At 72.1% G+C, this 17,570-nt stretch carries 16 protein-coding genes; 11 read left to right on the top strand and 5 right to left on the bottom strand.

Going from position 1 to position 17,570, the window contains the following annotated elements:
• Positions 1-2: 2 nt before the first annotated feature.
• Positions 3-1,199, bottom strand: a complete 1,197-nt coding sequence (locus tag AB0B66_RS36605) for a deoxyribodipyrimidine photo-lyase (protein ID WP_360538834.1) — start codon at positions 1,197-1,199, stop codon at positions 3-5.
• A 74-nt stretch (positions 1,200-1,273) separates the two neighbouring features.
• Here AB0B66_RS36605 and AB0B66_RS36600 point away from each other — a divergent pair, with 74 nt between their 5' ends.
• The 10 genes from AB0B66_RS36600 to AB0B66_RS36555 all read left to right on the top strand — a co-directional run bounded on the left by AB0B66_RS36600 (position 1,274) and on the right by AB0B66_RS36555 (position 12,202).
• Positions 1,274-2,194, top strand: coding sequence for a MerR family transcriptional regulator (locus AB0B66_RS36600; RefSeq protein WP_360538831.1), 921 nt, complete (start codon positions 1,274-1,276; stop codon positions 2,192-2,194).
• 98 nt (positions 2,195-2,292) lie between these two features.
• A complete protein-coding gene (locus AB0B66_RS36595) occupies positions 2,293-3,195 on the top strand; it encodes a GNAT family N-acetyltransferase (RefSeq protein ID WP_360538828.1) in 903 nt (300 codons plus the stop codon).
• Positions 3,192-4,298: an o-succinylbenzoate synthase gene (gene menC, locus AB0B66_RS36590; RefSeq protein ID WP_360538825.1), complete on the top strand. Its 1,107-nt coding sequence runs from the start codon at positions 3,192-3,194 to the stop codon at positions 4,296-4,298. Before AB0B66_RS36595 ends, menC begins: the two co-directional genes overlap by 4 nt.
• A 54-nt stretch (positions 4,299-4,352) precedes the next feature.
• A complete protein-coding gene (locus AB0B66_RS36585; RefSeq protein ID WP_360538822.1) occupies positions 4,353-4,679 on the top strand; it encodes a hypothetical protein in 327 nt (108 codons plus the stop codon).
• Positions 4,680-4,725: 46 nt separating this feature from the next.
• A complete protein-coding gene (locus AB0B66_RS36580; RefSeq protein ID WP_360538819.1) occupies positions 4,726-6,282 on the top strand; it encodes a D-aminoacylase in 1,557 nt (518 codons plus the stop codon).
• Between the two features lie 79 nt (positions 6,283-6,361).
• Entirely contained in the window at positions 6,362-6,883 is a 522-nt protein-coding gene (locus AB0B66_RS36575) for a hypothetical protein (RefSeq protein WP_360538816.1), read from the top strand.
• A 45-nt stretch (positions 6,884-6,928) separates the two neighbouring features.
• Positions 6,929-7,072, top strand: a complete 144-nt coding sequence (locus tag AB0B66_RS36570; protein WP_360538813.1) for a hypothetical protein — start codon at positions 6,929-6,931, stop codon at positions 7,070-7,072.
• A gap of 472 nt (positions 7,073-7,544) precedes the next feature.
• Positions 7,545-10,862 (top strand): glycoside hydrolase family 48 protein, encoded by a 3,318-nt coding sequence (locus AB0B66_RS36565; protein ID WP_360538810.1) that lies wholly within the window; start codon positions 7,545-7,547, stop codon positions 10,860-10,862.
• 155 nt (positions 10,863-11,017) lie between these two features.
• Complete coding sequence (locus AB0B66_RS36560) at positions 11,018-11,734, top strand: DUF4240 domain-containing protein (protein ID WP_360538807.1); 717 nt, start codon at positions 11,018-11,020, stop codon at positions 11,732-11,734.
• Positions 11,735-11,920: 186 nt separating this feature from the next.
• Positions 11,921-12,202 (top strand): hypothetical protein, encoded by a 282-nt coding sequence (locus tag AB0B66_RS36555; RefSeq protein ID WP_360538804.1) that lies wholly within the window; start codon positions 11,921-11,923, stop codon positions 12,200-12,202.
• Between the two features lie 108 nt (positions 12,203-12,310).
• Here the strand turns inward: AB0B66_RS36555 and AB0B66_RS36550 are convergent, their stop codons facing one another.
• On the bottom strand, positions 12,311-14,422 hold the full coding sequence (locus tag AB0B66_RS36550; RefSeq protein WP_360538801.1) for an alpha-galactosidase: 2,112 nt from the start codon (positions 14,420-14,422) through the stop codon (positions 12,311-12,313).
• Positions 14,423-14,494: 72 nt separating this feature from the next.
• Positions 14,495-15,253 (bottom strand): GNAT family N-acetyltransferase, encoded by a 759-nt coding sequence (locus tag AB0B66_RS36545; RefSeq protein WP_360538798.1) that lies wholly within the window; start codon positions 15,251-15,253, stop codon positions 14,495-14,497.
• Positions 15,254-15,308: 55 nt separating this feature from the next.
• Between AB0B66_RS36545 and AB0B66_RS36540 the strand changes: the two genes are divergently transcribed.
• A complete protein-coding gene (locus AB0B66_RS36540) occupies positions 15,309-16,043 on the top strand; it encodes a DUF72 domain-containing protein (RefSeq protein ID WP_360538795.1) in 735 nt (244 codons plus the stop codon).
• A 157-nt stretch (positions 16,044-16,200) separates the two neighbouring features.
• Here the strand turns inward: AB0B66_RS36540 and AB0B66_RS36535 are convergent, their stop codons facing one another.
• Both AB0B66_RS36535 and AB0B66_RS36530 read right to left on the bottom strand, forming a co-directional pair.
• On the bottom strand, positions 16,201-16,839 hold the full coding sequence (locus tag AB0B66_RS36535) for a hemerythrin domain-containing protein (RefSeq protein ID WP_360538792.1): 639 nt from the start codon (positions 16,837-16,839) through the stop codon (positions 16,201-16,203).
• 216 nt (positions 16,840-17,055) lie between these two features.
• Positions 17,056-17,526 (bottom strand): hypothetical protein, encoded by a 471-nt coding sequence (locus AB0B66_RS36530; protein ID WP_360538789.1) that lies wholly within the window; start codon positions 17,524-17,526, stop codon positions 17,056-17,058.
• Positions 17,527-17,570 lie beyond the last annotated feature (44 nt).

Genomic DNA, 17,570 nt, shown 5'->3' with positions numbered 1-17,570 from the left:
GCTCAGGTCCAGCGGCGTACGTACTCGCCGTCGGGGTCGAAGCGTTCGGCCTGCCGGTCCGGGCTGAAGCGCCGGTACGGCTTGGTGTCGGTGCCGGTGCCGGCGACCCACTGCCAGTTGCCGTAGTTGTTGGCCACGTCGGCGTCGATCAGCATCCGGTCGTACCAGGCCGCGCCGTCGCGCCAGTCCAGCCCGAGGGTCTTGGTCAGGTATGAGGCGGTGACCAGCCGCGCCCGGTTGTGCATCCAGCCCTCGGCGGCCAGCTGCTTCATGCCCGCGTCCACGATGGGCACCCCGGTCTCGCCGGCCTGCCACGCCTGCAACGCCACCGGGTCGTCCTGCCACTGCTCCTGCGCGCCCGGCCGGAAGGCCTGCGTGCGCAGCTTCGGGAACGCGGCCAGCAGCTGGTGGTAGAAGTCGCGCCAGCACAGCTGCCGGACGTACGCCTCGGGCATGCCGTCGGCGGTGGCCAGGGCGAGCGGGGACAGGCAGCCGAAGTGCAGGTACGGGCTCAGTCGCGAGGTGGCGTCGCCGGGCAGGTCGTCGTGCCGGTCGGCGTACGCGGCGGCTTTGGTCTTCCAGCTCTTGACGCGGCGCAGCGCCTCGCTCTCGCCACCGGTCATCGGGTGCGGCGACTCGCTTTTCGCATCGCCGAGCACGGTGCGCGGGTCGTCGCCGGTGACGCCGTCGGGCAGGTGGATCTTGCGCGGGGTGGCGACCGTGCCGCGCCAGCGCGACGACTGCCAGGCCCGCCAGTACGGGGTGAACACCTTGTAGTGGTCGCCGCCCGTGGACGGGGTGACCTCGCCGGCGGGCACGATCGTGACGCCGGGGAAGAGTTTGAGCGCCAGCCGCTCGCGCGAGCAGGCCCGTGCGAGCCGCTCCTGGCGGCGGGTCGCGTAGGCCGACACGTCGGCGGTCAGCGCGATGCCCTCGGCGCCGACCTTCCGGGCGGTGCGCACCGCCTCGGCGACCGGGTCGCCGGAGCGCACCAGCAGGTCGCCGCCCCGGCGGCGCAGGCCGTCGCGGAGGTCCTGCAGGCTCTCCAGCAGGAAGCGGCGGCGGTTGCCCGGGACGGTCAACGCCGGGTCGGCGACGAACAGCGGGACCACCCGTTCGGCGTTGGCGCAGGAGGCGGCCAGCGCGGGATGATCGTGCACGCGCAGATCGCGGGTCAGCAACAGGACGACGGTATTCATGATCATCCCCAGGCGTCGGCGGGAGATAACGATGCAGCAATCAACGCAACTGTACGCTGCGATAGGCTGCTGACGTGGCAGGCGAGGACGAAGGGCTGAGCGCGGGCGCCGTCGCCCGGCGACTCGGCATCGCCGTCACCACGCTGCGCACCTGGCACCAGCGCTACGGGCTCGGCCCCAGCGGCCACGACCCCGGCCATCACCGCCGCTACGACGCCGACGCCCTGGCCCGCCTGGAGACCATGCGCCGGCTCACCGCCCAGGGCGTGCCCGCCGCCGAAGCCGCCCGCGTCGCCCGCTCCGCCGGCCGCGACGGGATCGCCCAGCTCACCGAGGAGCGCCCGCACACCCGCGACGGCGGCGGCCACACCGTCGCCGTCGGCCGGGCCGGAGCGCAGGCCCGCGGCCTGGCCCGCGCCGCCATGCGCCTCGACGCGCTGACCGTGCGCCACCTCGTGCAGGAGTCCGTCGCCGAGCACGGTGTCGTCGACGCCTGGCAGGACCTGCTCGTGCCGGTGCTCGTCGGCATCGGCAACCGCCACGCCGCCACCCAGCGCCTCGTCGACGTCGAACACCTCGTCTCGCGCTGCGTCAGCGAGGTCTTCGGCGGGGTCCGCCGCCCCGCGCCCGGCTCACCGGTGCCGGTGCTGCTGGCCTGCGCCGACGAGGAGCAGCACAGCCTGCCCCTGGAGGCCCTGGCCGCCGCGCTCGCCGAACGCGGCGTCGCCGCCCGGCTGCTCGGTGCCCGCGTCCCCCCGCGCGCCCTGCTCGACGCCGTACGCCGCACCGGCCCGGCCATCGTCGTCGTGTGGTCGCACCAGCCCGACACCGCCGACCTCGCCACGCTGCTGGCCGTGCTGGAGTTGCCGCGCCGCCCCGCCGTGGTCGCGGCGGCCGGGCCCGGCTGGCCCGACGAGCTGCCCGACGGTGTGCTGCGGCCGCGCACGCTCGGCGAGGCGCTCACGCTCGTCGCCACGGTCAGCCCGCCGTCCTGACGTCCGGACTGCCGCCTTGTGCGAAGGCACCACCGGCGGTGGTCGTTTTCGTCGACCGCGACCATCGGCGTCGACTCGCGCGGCCATACGCTCAGGGCATGACGAGCCGGCGGGGAGAGTGGGGCGACGTGACGCAGCAGATCACCGTGGACGCGGTGGTGCAGGCCGAGGAGCTGGCGCGGGCCGCGGCCGATCGGCTGGGCGTACGCATGCGGGAGCTGTCCACCGTGCCCGAGCAGAACCGCGCGGCCGACCTGCTGTGCCGGGTCTGGCGGGCCGACTCGCCCGACCAGCTCATCAACGCCGGCATGCTGCGCGCGCTGGAGCACTCGGGCAACTACGTCGTCGGGGCCTACCGCGGCGACGACCTCATCGGCGCGGCCGTGGGCTTCTTCGGCACCGGACACCTGCACTCGCACATCGCCGGCGTGGACCCCGCCAAGCAGAGCGGCGGCGTGGGTTTCGCGCTCAAGCAGCACCAGCGGGCCTGGACCCTGGCCCGGGGCATCGGCGAGATCTGCTGGACCTTCGACCCCCTGGTGCGCCGCAACGCCCACGTCAACCTGCACAAGCTCGGCGCGACGGCGGCCGAGTACCTGCCGGACTTCTACGGCGAGATGAACGACGGCATCAACACGGGCGAGGCGACCGACCGCCTCTACATCCGCTGGGAGCTGCTGTCCCCGGCCGCGTCGGCCGCCGCTCGTGGTGCGGTGCGCGAGGTCGACCTGGCCGCGCTGCGCGCCGCTGGGGCGGCCGAGCTGCTGAGCCGCACCTCGACCGACGCGCCGACCCTGCCGCCGACCCGCCCGCCCACGGGCGCCCCCGTGCTGCTGGTCGCGGTGCCGGCCGACATCGAACGGCTGCGGGCGCAGGACCGCGACGTGGCGAAGTTGTGGCGGACCGCGGTGCGCGAGGCGATCTGCGGGGCGCTGGAGACCGGCTACCGGATCACCGGGATGAGCCGTGAAGGTTGGTACGTGCTGGAGGAGAAGTCATGAAGGTGACCGGGTTCGAGCTGCGCCGGATCGCGATGCCGCTGGTCAGCCCGTTCCGCACCTCGTTCGGGGTGGAACACGACCGCGACGTGCTGCTGGTGCGCGCGGTCACCGAGGACGGGGCGCAGGGCTGGGGCGAGTGCGTGGCGATGGCCGAGCCGCTGTACTCCAGCGAGTACGTGGACGGAGCCGCCGAGGTGATCCGGCGTTTCCTGATCCCGGCGGTGCTGAGCCTGCCGGACGCGGACCCGTACCTGGCCGAGGTGCCGTTCGCGAAGATCAAGGGCCACCCGATGGCCAAGGCGGCGGTGCAGATGGCGCTGCTGGACGCGAGGCTGCGGATCGCGGGCACACCGCTGGCGGCGCACCTGGGCGCGGTGCGCGACCGGGTGCCCGCGGGCGTCTCCGTCGGCATCATGGACTCGATCCCGGAGCTGCTCGAAGCCGTCGCGGGTTACCTGGCCGAGGGCTACCTGCGGATCAAGCTGAAGATCCAGCCCGGCTGGGACGTCGAGCCGGTGCGCGCGGTGCGCGAGCGCTTCGGCGACATCCTGCTCCAGGTCGACGCGAACACGGCGTACACCCTTGCCGACGCCCGCCACCTGGCCAAGCTGGACCCGTTCGAGCTGCTGCTGATGGAGCAGCCGCTGCCCGAGGACGACATCCGGGGCCACGCCGAGCTGGCCAAGCAGGTCAGGACCCCGATCTGCCTCGACGAGTCGATCACCAGCGCGCGGGCCGCCGCCGACGCGATCGCGCTCGGCGCGACGTCGGTCGTCAACATCAAGCCCGGCCGCGTCGGCGGCTACCTGGAGGCCCGCCGGGTGCACGACGTGTGCGCCGCCAACGGGGTGCCGGTCTGGGTCGGCGGCATGCTGGAGACCGGCATCGGCCGCGCCGCGAACGTGGCCCTGGCCGCGCTGCCCGGCTGCGTCCTGCCCGGTGACACGTCCGCCTCGGACCGTTACTTCCGCCGCGACATCACCGCCCCGTTCGTGCTGGCCGACGGGCACCTGGCCGTGCCGACCGGGCCGGGCGTGGGCGTCGAACCGGACCCCGAAGCGCTCGCCGAGGTCACCACCGCCACGGAATGGATCGCCCGCTGACCCCTTCGCCCCGTTTGGTCGGACCGGGACCGCCACCTCGGGGACAATGACGGCGTGGCTGCGCGTACCCGGCTCCGTATCGACTGGCTGCCGCTGGTCGTGGTGCTGCTGTGCCTGCTGTCGGCGGGCGGGTACGTGATAGCCGTCGTCCAGCAGGGCGGCACGCCGGTGCTCTGGTTCGTGGGCGGCCTGCTCGTCGCGGCGGCGCTGACGCTGGGCGGCACGCTCGGCTCGCGGCGCAGGCGGGCCCCCGCACTGCTGGTGGCCGGGGTGCTGCTGTGCGCGCTCGGGGCGCTGGCGCTGTTCAGCGTCGGCCTGCCCGTCATCGCGGCGGGCCTGATCGCCTTCGCCGCCGCGGCCCGCGCCCGGATCACCACCTGACCGGTAACCCGCACGACCCCCACCCCTTGCCCCTGGAGGCTTGAACATGCATGACCTGCTGCTGCGCGGTGGCACGGTGTACGACGGTCTGGGTGGTCCCGGCGTCGTCGCCGACGTCGCGATCACCGGCGACCGGGTGAGCGCCGTCGGGGCTGATCTCGGCCCGGCCCGGCGGGAGATCGACGTGACCGGCCTGGCCGTCGCGCCGGGCTTCATCGACGCGCACAGCCACTCCGACCCGGTGCCGCTGATGCCGCAGCCGCAGCCGTTCAAGCTGCACCAGGGCGTCACCACGGAGATCGTCGGCAACTGCGGCTTCTCCTTCGCACCGCTGGACGCCGCCGCGATCGAGGCGACCGGGCCGCTGTTCGCCGAACTGGCCGGGGGCGTGCCGGTCGTGCCACGTGACTTCGCCGGCTACCTCGACGACATCGCCGCCACCGGTCCGACCAACCACATTGCGGCGATGGTCGGGCACAACACCCTGCGGGCGTACGCCAACGGCATGGACGAGCGGTTGCGCCCCGGCGCGCTGGAGCAGATGTGCCGCCTGGCCGACGAGGCTTTCGCGGCCGGGGCGGTCGGCCTGTCCAGCGGCCTGATCTACCCACCCGGCAGTTACGGCGACACCGCCGAGCTGATCGCCCTGGCCCGGGTCGCGCACCGCTGGAACCGGCCTTACACCACCCACATGCGCAATGAGGACGACCGGCTCGGCGAGGCCCTCGACGAGGCGATCACCATCGCCACGCAGGCCCGGGTCCGGCTCCAGATCTCGCACTGCAAGGTCGCCGGCAAGGCCAACCACGGCGGCGGCAAGGCGCTGCTGGCCAAGCTGCACGCCGCCCGCCTGGCCGGGGTGGACGTGCGTGGCGACCAGTACCCGTACCGCGCGGGCGGCACCTTCCTCAACGCCCTGCTGCCTGGCGCGGCGCTGGTCGGCGGCACCGAGGCGATGCGGGCCCGGCTCGCCGACCCGGCCGAGCGGGCGCGGCTGCGCGCCCTGGCCGAGGACGTGACGCAGCCCAACGGCTTCTGGGCCCGGGTCACCCCGGCCGACGTGTTCGTCACCACGCACACGACCCGGCCCGAGGTCACCGGCCGCACCCTGGCCGAGCTGGCGGGCACCGCCGACGCCTTCGACACGCTGTGCGAGGTGCTGCTGGGCGACCCAGGGGCGGGCATGGTGGTCACGATGATGGCCGAGGACGACGTCGAGACCATCATGGCCGACCCGCTGATCGGCATCGGCTCCGACAACGGCCCGCCGGTCGGCCTGCAGCACCCGCGCACCTGGGGCTGCTTCCCCCGGGTGCTCGGCGAGTACGTGCGCGAGCGCGGCCTGCTCACCCTGCCCGAGGCGGTCCGCAAGATGACCTCGGCGATCGCCGACCAGTTCGGGCTCACCGGACGCGGCTTCGTCGACGCCGGCGCGGTCGCCGACCTGGTCGTGTTCGACCCGGCGACGATCGGCCACGACGGCACCTACGCCGTGCCCGACGTGCGCCCGACCGGCGTCGAGCATGTCGTGCTGGCCGGTCACGTCGTGGTCGAGTCCGGCCGGTTCACCGGCGAGCGGCGCGGCCTGGTGTTGCGCGGCTGACGGCCCGGTGATTTCCGCTGGACGCGACGGCTGCGCGGTGCGAGCCTGTGCGTGAGATCGAGTCTGTTCGGGAGGCGTGGTGATCACTTCGCTGTCCCCGACGGGCTTCCTGGCCAGGCTCAAGGCGATCGACCGGTCGGGCTTCGCCTTCGGCGCCCGGCTGCCGTCGCGCCGCCTGCTCATGCGTGAGCACATGCGCAGGGCGGCCCTATGGTCGCAGGCGTACTCGTCCGAGGACTGGCCGTTCCCCGCGCTCGCCGAAATGGTCGATTCGACGGTGCGGGCCCATCCCGAACTGGTGCGACGGGTCCGGTGGGTCGGGGCGTCGACCGGTCCGGGCATGCTGGCGTGCGAGGACGCGCTGCACTGGTACACCCTGCACGTGGTTCGCGGCGCGGAACTGCCGGACCTGCCCGATCCCTACGAGCCGCTGTTGATGGCCTTCGAACGCGGCCACGCCTTCACTCTGATCAGCGGTGCCGTCGAGATCGACCTGTCGACGATTCCCTGGGGAACGGTGGCCGGCCATGCCGCCGCCGATCCGATCGTCGACCTCGATCCGGCGATTCTCGACGAGATCGACAGAGAGGCGGTGGTGTAGATGGCAGATGACAGCGGGAACGCCACATGCTGCTTCTGCCATGCCGTGATCCGCGTCAGTGAGGACGAGTTCGGGATGCAGGTGCAGCTGGCCCCGATCGCCGGCCAGAAGATCATGCAGGTGATGTGGGCCCACTCCTCGTGTCTGAGAGATCGGCTGCACCCCCACATGGCCGTCTGGTGGGAGTAGCGCCGGACGCGCGACATGCGCGCCCGGCTCGGCTGCCGGTTTGCCCGCGCCTGCGCGGCACATCGGCAAACAGCGGTTACATCTTTTTTGATGTGGCCACATCAAAAAAGATGTAACCGCTCGCCGAGGTATACGGTCCAGCGGCAGTCGTGCTGTCGATCATGAAGTTGGGGCAGGGACACGCCGTCGAGCCGTGCCATAAGTTCATGATCGACGTGGAAGGGGCCTGCTGTGCGTTGCCTGGGAAGGTTGAGAGGGGGCTGAAAAGTGCTGCATGATCGACCCTTGTGATCAGCAAGGGTCGATGCGACGATGCATCTACTCGTGTGGAGCCTCACGCGGATCGGGCGGCCGAGGGCAACCGGTGGGACCGGACGGCGCCTGGTTGGCCGCTGCGCGGCCGCCGCGTATCCGTCCCGTCCACGGCCCGATCCGGGACATGCGGCCGGCACCCGCTCCATGAGGAGATCTCGTGAGTATCCGCACGTTGAGACGCCGTGTCGCGCTGGTCGCGGTCGGCGCCATGGTCGTGGTCACGGGGGCGACGATCGCGTCCCCGGCCCACGCCGCCGTGTCCTGCCAGGTGACCTATACGAAAGCATGGGACAACGGCAGCGGCTTCGGCGCGAACATCAACATCACCAACACCGGCGACCCGCTGACCAGCTGGTCGCTGACCTGGACCTGGCCCGGCAACCAGGGCGGCATCCAGGGCTGGTCGGCCAACTACAGCCAGTCCGGGCAGAACGTCACCGCGACGAGCCTGTCCTACAACGGCAACCTGGCCACGGGCGCGTCCACCGGCATCGGCTTCAACGGCACCTACAGCGGCACGAACACCAACCCGAGCAACTTCGCGATCAACGGGGTCTCCTGCGGTGGCACCACGCCGACGGTGAGCCTGGTCGTGTCGCCGACGTCGGTGAGCGTGCCCGAGGGTGGCACCGCGACCTACGCCGTACGCCTGTCGGCCCAGCCGAGCAGCAACGTCACCGTGTCCACCACCGCTGGTTCGGGTGACGCCAACCTCACCGTGTCGTCGGGCGCCAGCCTGACGTTCACATCGAGCAACTGGAACACCAACCAGATCGTGACCCTCGCGGCCGCGGAGGACTCCGACACCAGCAACGGCACCCGGCCGTTCACGGTCGCCGCCAGCGGTCTGACGTCGGTGACGGTCAACGCCACCGAGGCCGACAACGACTCGGTCACGCCGCAGTCGCTGGTCGTCTCCTCGACCGGCGTGAGCGTGCCGGAGGGCGGCACGGCGACGTACACCGTGCGCCTGGCTGCGCAGCCGTCCGGCAACGTGACGGTGACCAACACGGCCGGTTCGGGTGACACCAGCATCACGGTGTCGTCGGGTGCGAGCCTGACGTTCACCACGAGCAACTGGAGCACTCCCCAGACGGTGACCCTGGCTGCGGCGGAGGACTCCGACACGACCAACGGCACCCGTCCGATCACGGTGGCGTCCAGCGGCCTGACCTCGGTGACCGTCACCGCGACCGAGGCCGACAACGACACGACCACCACGCAGTCCCTCGTGGTCTCGCCGACCAGCGTGAGCGTGCCCGAGGGCTCGACGGCCGTGTACGCGGTGCGCCTGGCGATCCAGCCGACCGGCAATGTCACGGTCACGAACACCGCGGGTTCGGGTGACACCAGCATCACGGTCTCGTCCGGCGCGAGCCTGACGTTCACCACCAGCAACTGGAACACCACGCAGAACGTCACCCTGGCGGCGGCGCAGGACTCCGACAGCACCAACGGGACCCGGCCGATCACGGTCGCGTCCAGTGGGCTGACCTCGGTGACCGTCACCGCGACCGAGGTCGACGACGAGAACACCGCCAACGCCTACATCACCGAGTTCACGACCCAGTACAACAAGCTCAAGGACCCGGCCAACGGCTACTTCTCGCCGGAGGGCATTCCGTACCACACCATCGAGACGCTGCTCGTCGAGGCGCCGGACCACGGCCACGAGACGACGTCGGAGGCGTTCAGCTTCTGGATCTGGATGGAGGCACAGTACGGCCGGGTCACCGGCAACTGGACCCCGTTCAACAACGCCTGGAACATCACCGAGCAGTACATCATCCCGTCCGCGGCCGCCCAGCCGGGGCAGAGCACGTACAACCCGAGCGACCCGGCCGACTACGCGCCCGAGTCGCTGCAGCCCAACGGCTACCCGGTGGCGCTGAGCACCAGCGTGGTCGCCGGCCAGGACCCGCTGGCCAACGAGCTGCAGAGCACGTACGGCAACCGCAACATCTACGGCATGCACTGGCTGCTGGACGTCGACGACGTGTACAAGTACGGCACCGGCCGCACCGGCGCCGAGTGCGGCGACAGCACCCAGCGCGTCACCTACATCAACACGTTCCAGCGCGGGCCGCAGGAGTCCACCTGGGAGACGGTCGCGCACCCGTCCTGTGACACGGGCCGGTTCGCGAACTTCCCGTCGCTGTTCATCCAGGGCTCGGGCACCAACCAGTGGCGCTACACCAACGCGCCGGACGCCGACGCGCGTGCCGTCGAGGCCGCGTACTGGGCGCTGCAGTGGGCCACGGCCCAGGGCAACCAGTCGCAGATCTCGGCCACCATCGCCAAGGCCGCCAAGATGGGCGACTTCCTGCGGTACGCGATGTACGACAAGTACTTCAAGACCCCGGGCTGCACCTCGACCTCCTGCACGCCGGGCAGTGGCAAGAGCAGCAGCAACTACCTGATGTCCTGGTACTACGCCTGGGGCGGCGACATCGGCGGTGCCTGGTCGTGGCGCATCGGCTCCAGCCACAACCACCAGGGCTACCAGAACCCGCTGGCGGCGTACGTGCTCGGCTCGTCGGGTCCGTCGGCGCTGCGCCCGCTGTCGCCCACGGCGGCGGCCGACTGGGACATCAGCCTCACCCGGCAGCTGGACTTCTACCTCTGGCTGCAGTCGGCCGAGGGCGCCATCGCCGGTGGCGCGACGAACAGCTGGAACGGCAACTACTCGGCGCCGCCGTCCGGCACGCCGACCTTCTACGGCATGGCGTACGACGTGAAGCCGGTCTACCACGACCCGCCGAGCAACCAGTGGTTCGGCTTCCAGGCGTGGTCGCTGCACCGGGTGGCGGAGCTGTACTACGTCACCGGTAACGCCAAGGCCAAGACGATCCTCGACAAGTGGGTCGCCTGGGCGATCGCGAACACGACGCTCGGCTCGGGTTCGACGTTCACCATCCCCGGTGACATGACCTGGTCGGGCCAGCCGTCCGGCAACTTCAGCGGCGGCGGCACCCCGGCGGCCAACCCCGGTCTGCACGTCACGGTGTCCAAGACCAGCAACGACGTCGGCGTCGCGGCGGCCTACGCCCGTACGCTGACCTACTACGCGGCCAAGGAGAACGGCTCGACCCTGGGCAACTCCGCCAAGGCGACCGCGAAGGGCCTGCTGGACCGGATGATCCTGCTCAAGGCGAACGACACCAAGGGCATCGTGGTGCCCGAGGTCCGCGAGGACTACAACCGGTTCGACGACGTGTGGAACTCCACCACGCAGACCGGCATGTACGTCCCGTCGGGCTTCAGCGGCATGATGGGCACCGGCGTGCCGATCAACTCCAGCTCGACCTTCATGTCCGTCCGGCCGTTCTACGCCACCGACCCGGCCTGGCCCGCGGTCCAGGCGTACATGAACGGCACCGGCCCGGCACCCACCTTCACCTACCACCGCTTCTGGGCGCAGTCCGACATCGCCATGGCCTTCGCCGACTACGGCAGCCTGTTCCCCGCAGGCTGACCCCCTCCACCCCGGGCGGGTCACCCCCCCCGGCCCGCCCGGGCCCCTCGTTTCCGCTGATCATGAACTTATGGCACGGCTCGACGGCGTGTCGCCGCCCTGGCACCGTGATCGATATCGGTGCCGGGGTCGGACCGTCGGACGGATGTGGGAGAGTGCCTGCCGTGGATGTGGGGGAGTTCTGGGGGCTCGTCGGGCGTGCGGTGCGGGAGGAACCTGACCAGGCGCGCCGTGCCGGCTGGATCCAGGGGCAGCTCGCGGCACGTGAGGTCGAGGAGATCCTGGATTTCGAGGCGCACCTCGACGACGCGTCCGACCGGGCGATGACCTGGCTGATGTGGGGCGCGGCCTACCGCATCTTCGGCGGCTGCTCCGACGACGGCTTCTGCTACTTCCGCACCTGGCTGATGAGCCTGGGCCGGGACGCCTTCGAGCGTCTGGTCGACGACCCCGACGCGCTGGCCCTCGAGTCGCAGATCCTCGCCCTGGCCGGTCGCGAGCGCGCCGACTGGCGCGCGGACGAGTGGCCGGAGTGGGAGGAGCTCAACTACGCCGCCTCCGAAGCCTTCGAGGGCGTACGCGGCCACGGCGCCAACATCTACCGCGCCGTCGAAGAGCACCGGCGCGAGCCCCGGCTGCAGACCCTGCAGGACGAGCACTGGAACTTCGACGACCCGGCCGAGGCGGCCCGCCGCCTGCCCGCACTCGCCCGGCTCTTCCCGCACCTGCCGTCCGTGCCGCTGCCGCCGGTGCCGCTGCCGCCGGGTGCAAGCCGGTTCGAGCAGTCCGATGAGCCGTCCGACGAGCCGGAGGCGGGTGGTCCCATCCCGGAGATCCCCGGGCAGCTCGCGATCCCCGGCCTGCCGGAGTGAGTCGCCCGCCGAAGCGACCGGCCTGGCGGAGCGGACCCGCCCGGGGGTTGGCGTCAAGGTCCGACCGCCACTCGCCGGACGCCCGCGGGCAGTCGGCCGATGCGCGGGTTGCCGGCGTCTGACATGGTTCGGTGCGGGTCGGGTATGTGGTGCCCCGACCGGACGCGTAGGCAGTAGGAGGCGACCATGACCGACAGGGGACCGGACAGGCCCGTGGAAGACCCGCCCGGTGGTGCGGACAAGCCCGTTGAGGGGCCGGCCGGCGGTGCGGGCAGCGGCGGGCCCGAGGCCGAGTGCAGCAAGGAGTGGGGCAGCGCCCTGGCCCTGGGCATCGCGCTCGGCACGGCCATCGGCTCGGCACTGGGCCTGGCGCTGGACAACCTCGCCCTGGGCATCGGCATGGGCATCGCGGTCGGCGTGGCGCTCGGGGCCGGCATCCAGGCCCAGCGCCGCCAGCAGAAGCCCTGACCCCGGCCGAGCAGCGCCCACCCCCCTTTGGGTGATCATGAACTTATGGCAGCGACACGCCGTCGAGCCGTGCCATAAGTTCATGATCAACGCAGTGGGGTGGGTGGGTCAGGGCTCGCGGTGCAGTTCCAGGACGAAGGCCTCCGCCGGGCGCAGCGGGGGTGCGAGCAGGCCGTGCCCGGCCAGGGTCGCCCCGGTGAGTACGAGATTCGGTTGCCAGGGGCGGCCGTGCAGGTGGGGGCCGGGCAGTTCGGGCAGCAGGGACACCCGGTAGGCCGCGTCGGGGTCCAGGCCGGGCAGCCGCAGGCGGGTCGCGCCGTCCCGGGCGCTCGAACCCAGCTGGGCGTACGCGAACAGCGCGTGCCCGCCGTCCGCTGCCACCACGCCGTGCAGGTACGCCGTCGGGTCGGGATGGTCGGCCCGCACCGTGCGTCCGGTGTGGATCAATCCGCGCAGCCGCCGGTACGCCGCGATCCAGGAACGCAGGGCGGCCCGCTCGTCGTCGGTGCAGGCGGTGATGTCCCACTCGATGCCCGCGTGGCCGAACAGCGCGGTGGCGCAGCGGAACGCCAGCGAGGTGGCGCGGCCGTTGGTATGCGAGACGGGCGGGCCGACGTGGCAGCCGACCAGTTCCGGGGGCAGCAGCAGGCCGGTCCAGCGCTGGATGTGCTGGCGCTCCAGCGGGTCGTTGTTGTCCGAACCCCACACCCGGTCGGTGCGGGCCAGCACGCCGAGGTCGACGCGGCTGCCGCCGGACGAGCACGACTCTATCTCCAGGGCGGGGTGCCGCTCGCGCAGCGCGTCGAGCAGCCGGTACACGGCCTCGGTCTGCGCGTGCACCCCCGCCGCGCCGCCGTGCACCGCCTCGACCAGGTCCCGGTTGTGGTCCCACTTCAGGTACGCCGGGCGGTACTCGGCGACCAGCGCGTCGAGCCGGTCCAGCAGGTACGCGAAGACCTCGGGGCGGGCCACGTCGAGCACGTGCTGCCAGCGCTGCTCCTCGGGCAGCCGGCCGGGCACGGCGAGCACCCAGTCGGGGTGCTGCTCGGCCAGCCGGGAACGGGGGTTGACCATCTCCGGCTCGACCCACAGCCCGAACTGCATCCCGAGCCGGGTCACCTCGTCCACGAGCGGGTGCAGGCCGTCGGGCCACACGTCCGGGTCGACGTGCCAGTCGCCGAGGCCCGCCTTGTCGTCGCGGCGGCCGAGGAACCAGCCGTCGTCGAGCACGAAGCGCTCCACGCCCAGCTCGGCGGCGGTGCGCGCGAGTGCGGTCAGCTTGGCGAGGTCGTGGTCGAAGTAGACGGCCTCCCAGGTGTTCAGGGTCAGCGGCCGGGGCGTGACCGGGTGCGACGGGCGGGCGCGCAGCCAGCCGTGCACGGCCGCGGACAGCCCGTCGAGGCCCGCTGCCGAGTAGGCGAAGTGCACCCACGGGCCGGTGTACGTCTCGCCCTCGGCCAGCCGTACCTCGCCGGGTTCGAGCAGCTCGCCGCCGCCGAGCACGCCGTCGCGGTCGGGCAGGCGCTGGGCCAGGTGCTGGTGGTTGCCGGACCAGCCGACGTGCACGCCCCACACCTCTCCGGTGCGCCAGCCGAACCCGGGCGTGCCCGCCGTGAACAGCGACGGCGCGCCGAAGCCGGTGCGGCCGCGGCGGCTCTCGTGCGCGATGGTCTGGTCGCCGAACGCGCTCCGTTGCGGGGCACGCTCGCGCGACCAGCGGCCGGTGAAGTCGAGCACCTCGGCGGCCTGGGCAGGCACCGGGAGCAGGCAGAGCAGACTGTCGACGTGCCAGACGCCCGGGGCGGTGCTGGTCACGGCGTGGCGCTGGCGGACCAGGCCCTGCGGCGTCAGCTCCAGCTCGGTGCGTACCGCGATGCCCGCGACCTCGTCGTGCGACAGGGCGGTGACCGTACCCCCGCCGGTCGGGTCGACCACGACCGTGACCGGGGCGCAGAGCGTCAGCCGCAGGTGGCCGGGGCCGCCGTCGCGGTGGCCGGTGAGCCCGGGGCGGCCGGCCCAGCGGTCGTACTGGGTGGGCAGCAGCGCCGCGGTCGGCGGCAGCGCGTTGCCGCCTGCGTCCTGCGCGGCGGCCAGCTGGTCGAGTGGGGTCTCGCCGAGATCGGCGCCCCAGTGCAGCACCCGGGGCAGGCCGGGCCCGGCCACGTCGAGCACCAGTGACACCGCGGCGGCGCGCAGCGCCACCAGCTCTGAACCACCCACGGAATTCCACCCGTTCCAACGAAATCCAACATCACCGGACGGCGTCGAGAGTAGGAGCCGCGGCGGGACTCGTCAACGAGCGGTGAAGGTGAACTCGCCGTACTCGGCCGCCGTCGTGAACCCGAGACCGGCGTACAGCGAGCGGGCCGCGGCGTTGCCCGCCATCACGTTGAGCGTCACGTGGTCGACGGTGTCCAGCAGCCGCCGGCACAGCGCCGACACCGCGCCCCTGGCCAAGCCCTCGCCCCGAGCCCGCGGATGCGTGGTCACGTTGCCCAGCGCCGCCACCCGGTACTTCGGCGACCACACGTGCACGCCCGCCACCGCCAGCAGCTCGCCGTCGCGGCGCACCCCGACGTACTGCCCGGTCTCCAGCATCCGCGCGTCGAACCAGTTGCCGGGATACGCCACCTCGTACAGCGCCAGCAGCTCGGGCAGGTCGGCGCCGGTCAGCACGTCGCCGAGCGGGTCGGCGAGCGCGGCCGGGTCGGTCAGCGCCAGCTTCAGGTGCGGGCCGCCGGGCATGGCGTCGAACTGCGCGGCCAGCACCTGCTCGGCCCCCGGCGACAGGTGGGCGTAGAAGCGGCGCGGCAGCAGCGGGACCAGCCCGGCCAGCAGCGTGTGCGAGCCCTGCGGGCGGTCGTCGAAGGCGAGCAGCACGGGCAGGCCGCCGCCGTGGTACACCAGCGCGACCGCGTCGCCGTCGCGATACCAGGTCGTGTACGGCCAGAAGAAGTCGTCCAGATCGCCGAGCTGGTACGCGTGCAGCGCGGGAGCGCCGCCCAGCAGCCGCGCCAGCTCGTCCCGATCGTGCACACCCGTCACCGCCACCGCTCGATGATCACACGCGGGTTTGCCCGGCCCCGCTTCGGGTGACGAGACAACCGTGATCCTCGTCGGCACCTCCGGCTGGCAGTACGCCGACTGGCGCGGTCCGTTCTACCCGCCCGGCCTGCCGCAGCGGCTCTGGCTGCGGCACTACGCCGAGCACTTCCCGACCGTCGAGGTGAACAGCGTCTTCTACCGCCTGCCGCCCCGCGACACGTTCGCCGCGTGGCACGACCAGCTTCCCGACGGCTTCGTCATGGCGGTCAAGATGAGCCGCTACCTCACCCACGTCAAACGCCTGCGCGATCCGCGCGAGCCCGTCGACCGCTTCCTCGCCGTCACCGCCGCCCTGGCCGACCACCTGGGCCCCGTGCTCCTCCAGCTCCCGCCGACCTTGCCCGCCGACCCCGAGGCCCTGGCGGCGGTCCTGCGCTGCTTCCCGCCGCGCATCCGCGTCGCCGTCGAACCCCGCCACCGCTCCTGGTGGACCGACGAGACCCGCGCCGTCCTCGAACACCACCACGCCGCTCTGTGCTGGGCCGACCGCCTCGGCCGCCCGATCACCCCCCTCTGGCGCACCACCGACTTCGCCTACCTCCGCCTCCACGAGGGCCGCGCCACCCCTCGCCCGCGCTACGGCCGAGCAGCCCTCACCACCTGGCTGGCCCGCCTCACCGACACCTTGCCCGCCGACGCCCCCGCCTACGTCTACTTCAACAACGACTCCCACGCCGCCGCCATCGCCGACGCCGACTTCCTGAAAGGAAGGGCACCTTCACATCGCTCTGCGTAGAGGAAGGGCACCTTCTTAACGCTGCGATGCGGTGAGCAGGGCGTATCCGGCGTGCTCGACCCGCCGCAGCCACGGCCCGAAACCATGCCAGCCTCGGCCCCGAAACAGCGCCACCGCCCCGGACCGCGGGCGCGGTCGGGGCGGCGGCCGATCGGGCTCAGGCCTTGGCGCTGCTCAGGGACAGCGGATTCGACGGGGCCTTGCTCTTGGCGGCCTCCATCTTCGCGCCCAGCTCCTTGAGGTCACTGCGGCTCATCGCCTTGCGGACCTCCGGGAACCACTCCTGCTCCTCCTCCTTGACGTGGTGGCGGACGTTCTCCATCAGCACCGCCATCTTGGCGTCGAAGCGCTCGTCGCGCGGGTCGGCGTTCTTCAGCTCGTTCAGCATCCAGGCCACCACGTGGTGCTCCTCGACGCTCTCCAGCACGTGCTCACCGGTCTCCGGCGCGGCCTTGCGCGCCGTCGGGTAGAACAGGCTCTCCTCGATGTACGCGTGCGTGGTCAGCTCGGCGATCACCTCGTCGACGATCTTTCGCTTCTTGGCGTACGCCGAATCCCCGGCCTTCTCGAACGCCTTGAACAGCTTCTCGACCACCTTGTGGTCGTCCTTGAGCATCGTGATCGCGTCCTGCCCCACGGCCGTCGCCGGCATCGACTTCTTGCCCTGCGGGGTCTTCGCAGCCGCCTTGGGGGTGGTCTTCGCCGTGCTCTTGACTGCGGTCTTCGGCGTCTTCGCGGCCTTCTTCGCCGCGGTCGTGGTCTTGCGCCGGCTGGTGCTGCTCGCCGTCTGGCTCATGCTTTCCTCCCAAAGGTCCGACAGTTCCTTCGCAGCCACATCTACCCGATAAGCGGCGCCGTTAGTCGTCGATCGGCCGCCCCTCGCGTAAACGGGTGCCTGGACACGCTGCCGCGAAGGACCGATGACGACGCCGTGAGCGGGTGGCGGGTGCCGACGCCGCCCGGCGCAGGGCCGGTGCGGACCAGGCGGGATCGGGCCGAGTCGCGGGACCTGTCAGACCGCGACGGCCGTCAGGGCTCCCGCCGGAACCGGGGCGAGCTTGCGCAGCGGCTCCCACAACTGCGGCAGCAGCCGGGTGGCGGCCGCGACGGTGGCGTCGGTGTCGGCGAGCATCGCGAGGTGGCGGCAGGCGTGCGCGGCGACGGCGTCCAGGTCCACGGTGGCGGGGCTGGGCGCGAGCGGGTGCGGGCCGGAGGTCATCGCGTCGAGCCGTACCGGACGGGTGTGCCGGGGGTCCAGGTCGGGCAGGGCGGCGTACGTCAGCACGACCGCTCCCTGCTCGACCCGCCATGAGGTCGAGTGCAGCAGCCCGCCCTCGGTGCACGGCGACAGGCCCGCGAGCAGGCGCGCGACGTCGTCCGGGTGTGCCCCGTCGGTGACCGGGGTGCTGCGCGGGCGGTAGCGCAGGCTGCCGTCCTGCACGGAGAGCAGGAGGGCCTCGACGACGACACCGGGTGACGACACGTTCCGCAAGGTATCCGCTGTTGCCATGAATGTGCAACAAGCCG

The organism is Catellatospora sp. NPDC049111, from assembly GCF_040648615.1.
In the GTDB taxonomy this organism is placed as follows: Bacteria; Actinomycetota; Actinomycetes; order Mycobacteriales; family Micromonosporaceae; genus Catellatospora; species Catellatospora aurea.
Note: the sequence above shows the minus strand (reverse complement) of the source record. Positions and strands in the feature narration are given on the sequence as shown.

Coding starts and splice junctions, on each gene's coding strand:
- AB0B66_RS36595 (WP_360538828.1), top strand. CDS start 2,293: ATGACGAGCCGGCGGGGAGAGTGGGGCGACGTGACGCAGCAGATCACC.
- menC (WP_360538825.1), top strand. CDS start 3,192: ATGAAGGTGACCGGGTTCGAGCTGCGCCGGATCGCGATGCCGCTGGTC.
- AB0B66_RS36555 (WP_360538804.1), top strand. CDS start 11,921: ATGACCGACAGGGGACCGGACAGGCCCGTGGAAGACCCGCCCGGTGGT.
- AB0B66_RS36580 (WP_360538819.1), top strand. CDS start 4,726: ATGCATGACCTGCTGCTGCGCGGTGGCACGGTGTACGACGGTCTGGGT.
- AB0B66_RS36535 (WP_360538792.1), bottom strand. CDS start 16,839: ATGAGCCAGACGGCGAGCAGCACCAGCCGGCGCAAGACCACGACCGCG.
- AB0B66_RS36605 (WP_360538834.1), bottom strand. CDS start 1,199: ATGAATACCGTCGTCCTGTTGCTGACCCGCGATCTGCGCGTGCACGAT.